Consider the following 11,072-nt stretch of genomic DNA (forward strand, 5'->3'; position numbering starts at 1 on the left):
TATACGTGTGATGTATTGTTTCGCGTCAGGCACGCAACTGGGCGCCCAGCTCCTGCGTGATGCGGCGGATGATGCGATCACGCAGCTTGGCCACTTCATCATCAGTGAGCGTGCGCTCCGCATGCTGGTAGGTGAGCTGATAGGCCAGGCTCTTCTTGCCCGCACCGATCTTATCACCACGGAAGACGTCAAACAGCGTCACCGCGGCCAGCAGGCTGCCACCCGTTTGGGCGATCATCGCCTCGACCTTACCGGCCGGCAAACTCTCGTCTACCACCACGGCCAAATCTTCGATCACCGGCGGGTATTGCGGTACGGGGCGCGAGTCGAAGCGCTCGGGCACCAACTCGCCCAGCACATCGAGATTGAGCGTGATGGCTTGCAGGGTGTGTGCGCCCAGATCGTACTGGCTTTGTACCTGCGGGTGCAGCTCGCCGAAGACGGCCAGCTGGCGCTCGCCGGCCAGCACGCGGGCGCACTTGCCCGGGTGGAAGCTGGGATGCTCGCCCGGTTCATATTTCAGGTTGTGCAGGCCCAGGCCTGCCAATAGCTCAGTGACAACACCCTTGGCGGCGTAGAAATCATAGGCGGCGCTGTCTGCAGCCTGCCAATCGGCGGGCTGCTGCTGGCCGCCGAGGATCACGACCAGGCGCTGAAGCTCATCTGGCAGCGTTTCTTCGGAGGCATGGAACACCGGCCCGACTTCAAACAGGGCAATACGCTGGCGCAACCGTGCGTTGCGCTCGGCAATCTCCAGCACCGAGGCGAGCAGGCTCTTGCGCAGCACGGTACGCTCCTGCGAGATGATGTTGGCGAGCTTGACGTAGGGCTTATCATCCGGCGGGGTGCCGGGTGGCAAGCGGCGCGCCTCGATCTCGGGAGCGGTCAGGCGATAGGTCATCACTTCCTGAATGCCCATGCGCGCCAGCAGATCCTTGATGCGCTCCTCCAATTCCAGCTTGGGGTTGCCGTGCTGCGGTGGCAGCGGGTCTGCCAGGCGCGTGGCGGGGATGTTGTCGTAGCCGTAGATACGCGCCACTTCTTCCATCACGTTAGCCTTGCCCACTACGCCCGTTTCAATGTCGAGACGGTGATCGGGCACGGTGACCTGCAAGCCATCGCCTTGCGGCGCAACCTCAAAGCCGAGCTGAGTGAGGATCTTGCTCATCGCTTCATTGCTGAGCGCAACACCCAGCCAACGCTTGGCATCCGCGGGGCTGATCTGGACCTGCACCACTTCAGCGGGCTGGGGGTATTCGTCTACTAAGCCAGCATCCACCACCCCACCCGACCATTGGCGCATGAGCTCTAGGCCGCGGCTGACGCCGCGCGGCGCCATGGCAGGGTGCACACCGCGCGAGAAACGATAGGCGGCCTCAGACGACATGCGCTGGGCGACCAGCGTCTTGCGCACATTGATGAAGTTCCACGCCGCGCCTTCCAGCAGCACGTTACGTGTGGTTTCGGTGACTTCGGATTCGAGGCCGCCCATGATGCCGCCGATGGACAGCGAGCCGGCGGTATCGCACACCAGCACGGTGAAATCATCCAGCCTGTGTTCCACGCCATCCAGCGTGGTGAGCGTTTCGCCCTGTTTAGCTGGGCGCGTGATGATGGTGGGCGGCTTGCCGCCGGCGCGCTGCACGAGCACGTCGTAATCGAAGGCGTGCAATGGCTCGCCGAGCTCGAGCATGGCGTAATTGGTGGCATCCACAATGTTGTTGATCGGGCGCATGCCCGCCAGGCGCAGGCGCTGCTGCACCCAATCTGGGCTAGGCTTGATCTCTACGTTGCGCAGCATACCGAGCACAAAGCGCGGGTTGAGCTCACTGTCCTGGATGTCAATCTTGACCGCGCCATCGATCTTAGGGCCATCCGCCTGCACATCAGTGGGCATGGGCTTGAGAGCGCGGCCGGTGAGGGCAGCAATCTCGCGCGCCACGCCGTAGATATTGGCATCACGCGCAATGTTGGGCGTGATAGCAATGGTGAGCACCGCATCGCCGAGCAGGTCAGCCAGCGGCGCACCGGGCTTGGCATCCGCGGGCAGGAAGATGATGCCCTCATGTTCCTCGGAAATGCCCAGCTCTTTGGCGGAGCACACCATCGAGTACGAATCCACGCCGCGGATCTTGGTGCGCTTCAGCACCGTCTTGTGCATGCCTTCCTGGTGGCCGTCATAGATCTCAGCGCCTTCTTTGGCATAGGCCACTTTGAGGGGCGGCTTGAGCTCGCCTTTGTCTTTGTAGTCATACAGGTTCGGCGCACCCGTGAGCACGGTGTGCTCCTGCTCGCCATCGAAGAGACGGCACAACACGAGGCGATCGGCGTTGGGGTGTGGGCCGACCTCGCGAACCTCGGCGACCACCAGCTTCTCAGGATCCCAGGAAAGGCCGCTGACCTTGGTCTGCTGCAAGCCACTGGGCATAGGCAGGCCGATGTAGTGAATCTCTTCGACCTCGAGGCCGGCCACCGTTAAGGTGTGAGCTAATTCCTCGAGATTAATGCCCTCAAGATCAACAAAATCTTTGAGCCAGGAAAGGGGCGTTTTCATTTAGAACTGCTCCAAAAAGCGCATGTCATTGCGCCAGAAATAGCGAATGTCTTCAATACGGTAGCGCAGCATCGTCAGGCGTTCTGGCCCCATGCCGAAGGCGAAGCCAGAATACTTCTCAGGGTCGTAACCGCCGTTGCGCAGCACGTTGGGGTGCACCATGCCGCTGCCCAAGATCTCGAGCCAGCCGCTGTGCTTGCACACCGAGCAGCCTTTGCCGCCACACACGAAGCACTCCACATCCATCTCGGCGCTGGGCTCAGTGAAGGGGAAGTGCGACGCGCGGAAGCGCGTGCGCACATTGGCGTTGAAGAAGCGCTGGGCAAAATCGGTGAGCGTACCCTTGAGATCACCAAAGGTGATGTTCTCGCCCACGGCCAACCCTTCCACCTGGGTGAATTGCACCTCGGAACGCGAGGAGACCTGCTCAAAGCGATAGCACATGCCCGGCAGCACGATACGGATCGGCGGCGGGCTGGCAGGGTCCTTGGCGGCGTATTCACGCATGGCGTGAATTTGCCCAGCGGAGGTGTGGGTGCGCATCAGGGTCGGGTTATCCGGCGCGCCGCCCTCTACATAGAAAGAGTCTTGCATTTCACGCGCCGGATGGTTGGGCGGAAAGTTGAGCAGCAGGAAGTTGTACTCATCCGTCTCTACGTCGCGCGAGCGGTAAACCTGAAAGCCCATTTGGGCAAAGATGGCATTGATGCGGCGCAGGGTCTGCGTGATCGGGTGCAGGCGGCCCAGCGCAATCGAGCGGCCTGGCAGGGTCACGTCCAACTTCTCACTACTGAGCGCTTGGCGCAGGCGCGCGCCTTCCAGCGCGCTGCGCTTTTCGTCAAAGGCGGCTTCGAGCGCCAGCTTGACCTCGTTGGCTTGTTTGCCGGCCAGCGGGCGCTCCTCAGCGCTGAGTTGGCCCAGGCCTTTCAGCGCCTGGGTGAGCGCAGCGTTGCGGCCGAGCTGGGCCACCTTCCACTGCTCCAGCGCGTCCAGATCCTGCACGGCATTGAGCGCCGCCAGCGCCTGCTCACGTATTGTTTGCAAATTCTCCATGCGTCTTCCTCCAAAAAAAACAAAAAGCTCCAGTCCACTCAAAGGGACGGGAGCTCCGCGGTACCACCCAAATTGCAGCCGCCGTGCGGCTACCACTCAACCAACGGCCACACAGTGGCCCATGGTTTTCCCGGTATCGTGGGAGTACGGCTGGCTCTAGTAGCGGCTGCCGGCGGCAGTAGCATTCAAGCGAGCAACTCGAGAGGGAACTTCAGCGCAGGATACTGGGCGGGCTTGCAGTCTGGGCCACGCCTCCCTGAACAGTACGGAACTACGCTTACTTTCCTCTGTCAACGTTGTGTATTCGTGATGTGCGCCTATTATGCGCCAAAGAAACGCAATGTCAAGCCACCGCCGCGGCGGGCTGTTCGGCCGCCGGCTGAGCCGCCTGCTCGGCGAGCAGCTCTTTCAAGCGCGGGTGATCGGCATAGTAGCCGCGGTACTTCTCGGGCAGCATCACCGCAATGCGGCACATGATCTCATCCGTGCCACGTGCCAACTCTTCCTGGCGATTGCCCGGGGTGAAGGGCGGCAAGGTGAAAGGATCGCCGATGGTGGCGGTGAGCACCGGCTTGCGCAGGTGCAGCCACTCGTTGGCCGAATCCTCGGTGCCGGTGACCGCCATCGGGTAGATCGGCGCGCCGCTGGAGATCGCCAGGTACGAGGCGCCCTCCTTGGCTTTGAGCATAGCGTGGGTGGGGCTGCGCGTACCTTCAGGGGCCAGGCCAAAGATGCGGCCTTCCTTCAATGCCTGCAGCGCTTTGCGTAGCGCGTTCATATCCACATGCTCACGGTCAAGCCAGATGCCATCGGCGGCTTTGATGAAGAAGGAGTACAGTGGATTCTTCTTGTGCTTATCGGCCACCCAACCGGTCAGGTCCGGGCGGCGGATGCACACCAGGCCTAGGGCGGGATCCAGGAAGCCGAGGTGATTAATGGCAACGATGGCGGCGCCGCGGCGCGGCAGCTTCTCCACCCCCTTGAGGGTGACATCGCACAGGTGCTTGAGCGCAAAATCCACAAAACGAAGTAATCGTGAGTAATCCATAGGGAATGTGAGCGCATTTTATCAAGGAAACCACCGCTCACCGAGCCGTTCGTGATAGCGGCGGGCTTGTATAATCGATGCCTCATGCGAAAACTTGTCTTTCTCAGTCTCCTGCTCCTGGCAGCCTGCACCCCCAAATCTCCCACCCCGCAAGCCAGCCTACCAGTTCCCGAAACCGCCACAGCCACCCCGCAACACAACGTGGCCGTGGTGAATGGCGAAGGCATTCTGGCTGAGAGTTACAACCTCAATATGCGCATGTTCCAGGAAGCGCAGAGCGAAACTGGCACGCTTCTGGCAACGCAAGAAGCCAAGCAGACGGTGCTGGATGCGCTGGTTGACCGCATGCTGTTGGCCCAGGCCGCCCGCACCGCAGGCTTTGTAGCCGATGATGCGCTGCTGGATGAGCGCATCGCCAGCATCACCGAGCAGGCCGGCGGGGCCGACGCCTTTGCCGGCTGGCTGGCTACCTTTGGGCTGACCGAGGCGCAATACCGCCAGGAATTGCGCCTGGAGCTGGAAGCCGCGCAACAGGTGGCAGCCCTCAGCGCCGCCGTGCCGGCCAGCGCCGAACAAGTGGAGGCGCGCCAGGTGCTGTTGCCCGATCAGGCCTCAGCAGAGCGTTTGCTGGCGCAACTGGAAGGCGGGGCCAGCTTTGAGAGCGTGGTGCAGAATAACGACCCACGCCGCCTGGGCACCTTAGGTTGGTTTCCGCGCGGCTATCTGCTGCAGCCCGAAGTGGAAGACGCCGCCTTTGCGCTGCAGCCCGGGCAGTACAGCCAGGTGATCGAGAGCGCCCTGGGCTTTCACCTCATCGAGGTGCTGGCCCACGAGCCCGCTCGCCCGCTTAGCCCGCAGGCCTACCGTGTGCTGCAAAGCCAGGCGGTGGCCGCCTGGCTGGCCGCACAGCGGGCCAACGCGGCGATTGAACTGAGCCTGCCCTAAACACCCTGCGGGCCGCAGGCGCATATAGAATGCAGAGGTGGCCGTGCCACCTTGCACCAGGAGCGAAAATGGACGAGTTCGATTTCAAAGAAGAGAAGCCCAAGGGCAGCACACGCACGCTGAGCTCCGCCTTATTGAATCTTGGCAGCCTGGTAGCCCTACTGGCTACGCTGTGCTCCGGGGGCTTCTTTTGGGAGATCTTCAACAATCCCGATAGCGATTGGAACCCGCTGCCGCCGCTCACCGCTACCGTAGCCCCCAGCAGCACCGCGGAGCTACCCACCGCCACGCTACAGCCCACGTTGGCGCCGACGCTAGCCCCCAGTGCGACCCCGCAGCCCAGCGCTACGCTGCCAGCGCTGATCTACCAATTGCAGGAAGGCAGCCCGGCCTATCTGGAGGCGGCCTTGTTCCGCCCAGAGCAAGCCTGCAACTTCCTGGGCGTGTTCGGCCTGGTGTTCGGGCTCGACGATAGCTCGCGGCCGGGGATCCGCGTGCAAGTGAGCGGCACGCTGAACGGCCAGCCAGTAGATAAGCTCGGCTTGACCGGCGCGGCGATGCAATATGGCGCCGGGGCCTATTACGAAATCCAACTGGCGGATAAGGCGCTGGCTTCAGACAACAGCTTGCAAATCGTCTTGCTGAACGAAGCAGGGCTGCCGCTTTCAGCGCCGGTGAGCTTCAGCACGCGCAGTGAATGCAATCAGAATCTGATCATGATCAATTTCCGCGAGCAGCCCTAGAGGCTGGTCTGCGAGAGTAAAAAAGCCCGGCGTTGCCGGGCTTTTTTTGTTGAGGGGGATCAGGCCAGCACGGCGCGCTGCAGCGCGGCGCACACCTGGCTCACCTGCGCTTCGGTCATCACGCTGGAGAAGGGCAGCGCCAGGCTGCGCGCCCCCAAGTCCTCGGTGATCGGGAAATCGCCGGGCTGGTAACCAAAACGTTCACGCATGTATTTTTGCAAATGGATCGGGGCGAAGTACGGGCGCACCGGGATGTTGGCTTCGGCCAGGCGGGCGATCACGGCCTGGCGGTCGATCTGCGCGGCCAGGCGCACCACATAGACGAACCAGCTCATGCGCGTGGTGGCTGGCACCACCTGCGGGGTTTCCACCAGTTCAAATTCGCTGAGCTGCTGGGTATACCACGCGGCCACCTGGGCACGGCGTGCCATCATTTCATCCAGGCGCTGCAATTGCACCTGGCCGAGGGCGGCGCTCATTTCATTGATGCGATAGTTGTAGCCCAGGTGGGTGTGCTCCAGCCAGGTATCGCCGACGGCACGGCCCTGATTGCGCAGAGCGCGCATCAGATCCGCAGCGGCGGCGTCATCGGTGACGATCATGCCGCCTTCGCCGGTGGTCATTTGCTTATTGGGGTAAAAGGCGAACACCGCGCTATGGCCCAAGCGGCCGGCGGAGCGCTGCTTGTACTCGGCGCCTAGCGCCTCACACGAATCTTCAATGATGTGCAGCTGCTGCGCATCGGCCAGCGCCTGAATGGCATCGTAATCCGCAGGCTGGCCAAACACGTCCACGGCCAGGATCGCTTTCAGCGGGCGGGCGTTGGCGGCGCCGTGGCGCGGCAACCAGCGCGCCGCAGCCGCGCCGCCCTGCGCCAGATCCTGGGCGGCGGCCTGCAATTGGTGCACATCGATATTGCCCGTCTGCGGGTCCACATCGACAAAAACGGGAATGGCCTGCTCGAACAGGAGCACGTTGGTGGAGGCTACGAAGGAGAACGGCGTAGTCAGCACGACATCGGCCGCGCCGATGCCGGCAGCACGCACGCACAGGTGCAGGCCGGCGGTGCCGGAATTCACGGCGATGGCGTGCTGGCTGCCCACATAGCTGCGCATGGCCTCTTCAAAGGCGCTGGTATGGGCGCCCATGCTCAGCACGGGCGATTCGAGCACCTGGCGCACCGCCTCGCGTTCAGCCGCGGTCAGGTCAGGCGAAGACATGGGAATGTGTGGTTGGTTCATCGGCGCGGCGATTATCTCACAGCCAGAAATGGGTTGTAGCCAACAATACCAGCAGCGCACACAGGGCGCTGAGCAGGTTCACCCAGTCGTTATTGAGCCAGGCCCAGCCGCGCTGCAAACGCGTGGGCGTGCCACAGGTGTGCTGCGGATGCTGCTCGGTCTCTTTTTTGCAGTTGGGGCAATAGTAGATCGCCTGCCGGGTGGCACCCAGGAGGGAATCGAAGAAGGCGCCCAGCCTGCCCGCCAGCGCAATGCTGGCGATCACCCGCCCGCCGCCGGCGCCAAGCAGCCCGGCCAGGCCGGCGATGAACACTGCCCCGGCGGCAGCCGCCAGGCTGCCCACCGCCGACACCGCCCCAGAGCTGCCCTTGGGAACCCGCCGGCCGGTGGTGATCAGCCGCGGCTGGCTGCGGCTCAATACACCCAGCTCAGTAGCCCAGGTATCGGCGGTGACGCTGGCCAAGACAGCGGCAAACGCCGGCCAGGCCAGCCGGGCGGGCCAGCCCAGCAGGGCACTGAGTAATAGGACCAGCAGCGCCGGGCCACCGTTGGCCAACACCTGGGCAGCATCGCGCTGCCCACCCTTTGAGTACGTTCCGGCCACCACGCGTTTGCGGCGGGTGAACAAACGCGTCAGCAAGCTGGAGGAGACGAAAAAGGCCACCAGCAGAATCGCCGCGGGCAAGCCGCCCAGTGCATAGACGGCCCCGCCCAGCAGGCAGGCGGCAATCGCACCGCTGCGGGCCAGGAGGCCCAGGCGCCAGGCTACCCCAGCCACCAGCGCGGCCAGAAGCAACCCAATACCCAACTGGAGCGCACTCAATTGCAAGGAAATCGGGAACATGTGGATAACTTACCTGATTGTGTGGATAACCCTAGAGGATGCTCACAATAACCGCCCCCAGAAAGAGGGCACTGCTCGCCAGGCTGCTGCCCCACAGCAGCGTGGAGAGGTTTTCGCCCTGCGGCTCACGAAAGAACAACAGCCCCAGTAGCAGATTGCCCACATAGAAGAGCAAATTGAGCGCCGGTAGCAGCAAAAGCTGGCTACCCGCTACCGCGGGCAGCGGCGACCCATCGCCGGCGAAGCCCAGGTTGACCGCAGGCAGCCCCGGGGCCAGGAAGCCCACCAGCAGCAGCAGCGCCAGGGCCAGGGCGGCTCCGCTGGCAATTAGGCGGCGGGCGTGGCGCTGGCCCCAGGCCTCCACCAGCACGAAGCTGGGGGCGAAGGAACGCGCCGCCAGCGGCCGCAGGCTGCCGCGCAAGGCCTCGCGCTTCAAGGCGGCCACAAACTGGGCCTCGCGCTCGGGGGAGAGCACATACACGCGCTCGGCGGTGCCCAGTAGCACCAGGCGGGTTTTGTCGGCGGCGAGGTATTCCACCGTGCCCAGCTCAGCATCGCGCACCTGGCCCACTACGGCCCCGGGCCAGATGGCGCGTGGCAAGGCCGGCGGGGCTTCGAGCTCACTCCAGCGGGCAATATCCACGATGGCACTGTAGGGCAAATCCACCGCGCGCAAGCCCCAGCGCAGGCGCAAACCATCGCGGCTGATCCAGTAGCCAGATTTATGCAGGCAATACAGCTTATAGAAGAGGAACGGCAGGGCCAGCGCCACCAGCGAGGCCAGGACCACCAGTACGATAGCCGCCAAGCCTGGCGGCTGAGCCAGTGCCAGCAAATAGAGCACGGCGACGATGCTGGCAACTAAGGCAGCCGCAGAGAGATGCAGCCCCGTGCCGCGGCGACGCGGAGGCTCGAACAACAAGCTGGCGGGCTCAGCAGAGGCCATGCCTCTATATTAATCCAAGCCGGGCACAGTTTGCAGATCAAGGTGCTGTCTCGCTTGACCCTGCGAATTGCGACATATACAATCCACCTGTGCCATCCTCCATCTCGCCTGCACCTCCTCACAATCCGGTGGTTCAAAAAATTCAGCAGCTAGGCCTGGGCTCACTGGCCGCGGCCGTGCTGGAAACCCACGCTGTGTTTGCGTTGCTGGCCGCACAAGGCCTCTACCTGGCCGAGCCACTGCTGGCCAGTTGGTGGCCGCGCCCCAGCCTGCAGGTGCTGGCGCGCCAACTGGAAGACCCGCAGCAACGCCACACCCTGGCGCGGGCTTTGCGAGCGGCCCAATGAACTCCCCCTCCCCATTGGCCATCCTGGGCTTGATCGCCGCCCTGATCGTGCTGTTCTCTGTATGGAAGGGCGGTAAAAAGCGCGCCCTGCGCCAAATCCCCGCTTTCCAACGTTTGCAGCGCAGCATTGAGCTCTCGGTGGAAGACGGCTCGCGCCTGCAGGTCAACCTGGGTCACGGCGGCCTGCTGAGTGCGCACAGCGCGGCTGGCCTGGCCGGGCTGACCCTGCTGCAACAACTGGCCGAAGTGGCCGCCGATAGCGACCAGCCCCCGGTGGCCACCAGCGGCGATGGCACCTTGATGGTGCTGGCACAGGATACGCTGCGCAGCACCTACCGGCGCCTGGGAATCAGTGAGCACTTCACGCTGGAGCTGGCGCAAACCACCGGGCTGACGCCGTTTGCCTACGCTGCCAGCGCATTGCCCTCGGTGCTGGATCGCACGGCGCTCTCCAGCGCCATGCTGGGCTTGTTCGGCCCTGAAGCCGGGCTGATCGCCGATGCCGCTCAGCGCCGCGCCGGCTTCAGCCTGGGCGGCAGCCCAGCGTTGAGCGCCCAGGCGGTGCTGTTCGCCGCGGCGCACGAGCCGTTGCTGGGTGAAGAAGTCTACGCCGCGGGCGCATATACGCAAGCCAACGCGGCCCACGCCGCCAGCCTGCACACGCAAGATGTGTTGCGCTGGGTGATCATTGTGCTGATCGTGATCCTGGCGCTGGCACCCCTGTTCGGAGGCGGGCAATGAAAATGCGTGCGCCGCTATCCACCGCGCTGGCGATCGCCTTTGGCTTGCTGGTGCTGGTGGGCCTGTTCGTGCCGGATCTGGCCGATCTGCGTAATCGCATTCTCAACTGGGCGATGTTGCTGGCCGCTACTGCACTGCTGTTGGGCCTGCTCAATTTACTGCAAGTGCATTACCAGCGCATCCGCAACCGAGAGCATGGGCTTTACAGCGCGGTGCTGATCGCCGCGCTGGTGATCACGTTTGTGATCACGCTGCTGCAAGGCAGCGACAGCCAAACCGCCGAATGGATCTTCAATTATTTGATCGTGCCGGTGGAAACCAGCTTGCTGGCAGTGCTGGCGATCAGCTTGACCTTGGCAGCGGCACGCAGCCTGCAGCAACGCACTGATTTGATGAACATGGTCTTCATTGCTACTCTGGTGGTCTTATTGCTGGGCGCCGGGCCACTGTTTGGCATGGAGCTACCCTACTTCACGCGGGTGCTGGCGCCCTACATCAACAACGTGCTGGCCCTGGGGGCGATGCGCGGTTTGTTGATCGGCGTGGCCTTGGGCACGATCACCACCGGCGTGCGCATCCTGCTGGGGGCCGACCGCCCCTATGGCGCTTAA

General features: G+C 63.4%; 11 protein-coding genes and 1 other annotated feature. Of the genes, 5 read left to right on the plus strand and 6 right to left on the minus strand.

Annotated features, from left to right (window positions below; translation table 11 throughout):
• Positions 1 to 25 precede the first annotated feature (25 nt).
• The 3 genes from pheT to KF821_05850 form a co-directional block, all read right to left on the minus strand.
• Positions 26 to 2,554, minus strand: a complete 2,529-nt coding sequence (gene pheT, locus KF821_05840) for a phenylalanine--tRNA ligase subunit beta (GenBank protein ID MBX3005333.1) — start codon at positions 2,552 to 2,554, stop codon at positions 26 to 28.
• Positions 2,555 to 3,607 (minus strand): phenylalanine--tRNA ligase subunit alpha, encoded by a 1,053-nt coding sequence (pheS, locus tag KF821_05845; GenBank protein MBX3005334.1) that lies wholly within the window; start codon positions 3,605 to 3,607, stop codon positions 2,555 to 2,557.
• Positions 3,608 to 3,646: 39 nt separating this feature from the next.
• Positions 3,647 to 3,910, minus strand: a binding site (T-box leader).
• 40 nt (positions 3,911 to 3,950) lie between these two features.
• Positions 3,951 to 4,655: a 1-acyl-sn-glycerol-3-phosphate acyltransferase gene (locus tag KF821_05850; protein ID MBX3005335.1), complete on the minus strand. Its 705-nt coding sequence runs from the start codon at positions 4,653 to 4,655 to the stop codon at positions 3,951 to 3,953.
• Positions 4,656 to 4,739: 84 nt separating this feature from the next.
• Here KF821_05850 and KF821_05855 point away from each other — a divergent pair, with 84 nt between their 5' ends.
• Both KF821_05855 and KF821_05860 read left to right on the plus strand, forming a co-directional pair.
• Positions 4,740 to 5,600 carry a SurA N-terminal domain-containing protein gene (locus KF821_05855; protein ID MBX3005336.1) on the plus strand — a complete coding sequence of 287 codons (861 nt, stop codon included), beginning with the start codon at positions 4,740 to 4,742 and terminating at the stop codon, positions 5,598 to 5,600.
• Between the two features lie 68 nt (positions 5,601 to 5,668).
• A complete protein-coding gene (locus tag KF821_05860; protein ID MBX3005337.1) occupies positions 5,669 to 6,343 on the plus strand; it encodes a hypothetical protein in 675 nt (224 codons plus the stop codon).
• A 59-nt stretch (positions 6,344 to 6,402) separates the two neighbouring features.
• On the opposite strand, the gene KF821_05865 is transcribed toward KF821_05860, so the two are convergent.
• From KF821_05865 to KF821_05875, 3 genes are read right to left on the minus strand one after another with little or no spacing between them, the layout of a single operon-like run.
• On the minus strand, positions 6,403 to 7,584 hold the full coding sequence (locus KF821_05865; protein ID MBX3005338.1) for a DegT/DnrJ/EryC1/StrS family aminotransferase: 1,182 nt from the start codon (positions 7,582 to 7,584) through the stop codon (positions 6,403 to 6,405).
• 16 nt (positions 7,585 to 7,600) lie between these two features.
• On the minus strand, positions 7,601 to 8,428 hold the full coding sequence (locus tag KF821_05870; GenBank protein ID MBX3005339.1) for a DUF92 domain-containing protein: 828 nt from the start codon (positions 8,426 to 8,428) through the stop codon (positions 7,601 to 7,603).
• 31 nt (positions 8,429 to 8,459) lie between these two features.
• Positions 8,460 to 9,374, minus strand: a complete 915-nt coding sequence (locus KF821_05875) for a hypothetical protein (protein ID MBX3005340.1) — start codon at positions 9,372 to 9,374, stop codon at positions 8,460 to 8,462.
• A 128-nt stretch (positions 9,375 to 9,502) separates the two neighbouring features.
• Between KF821_05875 and KF821_05880 the strand changes: the two genes are divergently transcribed.
• Genes KF821_05880 through KF821_05890 form a run of 3 tightly spaced genes read left to right on the plus strand, consistent with a single transcriptional unit; the run spans position 9,503 to position 11,072 of the window.
• A complete protein-coding gene (locus KF821_05880; GenBank protein ID MBX3005341.1) occupies positions 9,503 to 9,721 on the plus strand; it encodes a hypothetical protein in 219 nt (72 codons plus the stop codon).
• Complete coding sequence (locus KF821_05885; GenBank protein ID MBX3005342.1) at positions 9,718 to 10,461, plus strand: hypothetical protein; 744 nt, start codon at positions 9,718 to 9,720, stop codon at positions 10,459 to 10,461. The genes KF821_05880 and KF821_05885 overlap by 4 nt, the downstream gene beginning before the upstream one ends.
• Entirely contained in the window at positions 10,458 to 11,072 is a 615-nt protein-coding gene (locus KF821_05890) for a hypothetical protein (GenBank protein ID MBX3005343.1), read from the plus strand. Before KF821_05885 ends, KF821_05890 begins: the two co-directional genes overlap by 4 nt.

This window comes from Anaerolineales bacterium (assembly GCA_019637755.1).
Taxonomy (GTDB): Bacteria; Chloroflexota; Anaerolineae; order Anaerolineales; family UBA11579; genus JAMCZK01.

Bases quoted from the DNA above. Each gene is read 5' to 3' on its own strand.
- KF821_05860 (MBX3005337.1), top strand. From the start codon at position 5,669: ATGGACGAGTTCGATTTCAAAGAAGAGAAGCCCAAGGGCAGCACACGC.
- KF821_05865 (MBX3005338.1), bottom strand. From the start codon at position 7,584: ATGAACCAACCACACATTCCCATGTCTTCGCCTGACCTGACCGCGGCT.
- KF821_05885 (MBX3005342.1), top strand. From the start codon at position 9,718: ATGAACTCCCCCTCCCCATTGGCCATCCTGGGCTTGATCGCCGCCCTG.
- pheS (MBX3005334.1), bottom strand. From the start codon at position 3,607: ATGGAGAATTTGCAAACAATACGTGAGCAGGCGCTGGCGGCGCTCAAT.
- KF821_05850 (MBX3005335.1), bottom strand. From the start codon at position 4,655: ATGGATTACTCACGATTACTTCGTTTTGTGGATTTTGCGCTCAAGCAC.
- KF821_05855 (MBX3005336.1), top strand. From the start codon at position 4,740: ATGCGAAAACTTGTCTTTCTCAGTCTCCTGCTCCTGGCAGCCTGCACC.
- pheT (MBX3005333.1), bottom strand. From the start codon at position 2,554: ATGAAAACGCCCCTTTCCTGGCTCAAAGATTTTGTTGATCTTGAGGGC.
- KF821_05890 (MBX3005343.1), top strand. From the start codon at position 10,458: ATGAAAATGCGTGCGCCGCTATCCACCGCGCTGGCGATCGCCTTTGGC.
- KF821_05870 (MBX3005339.1), bottom strand. From the start codon at position 8,428: ATGTTCCCGATTTCCTTGCAATTGAGTGCGCTCCAGTTGGGTATTGGG.
- KF821_05875 (MBX3005340.1), bottom strand. From the start codon at position 9,374: ATGGCCTCTGCTGAGCCCGCCAGCTTGTTGTTCGAGCCTCCGCGTCGC.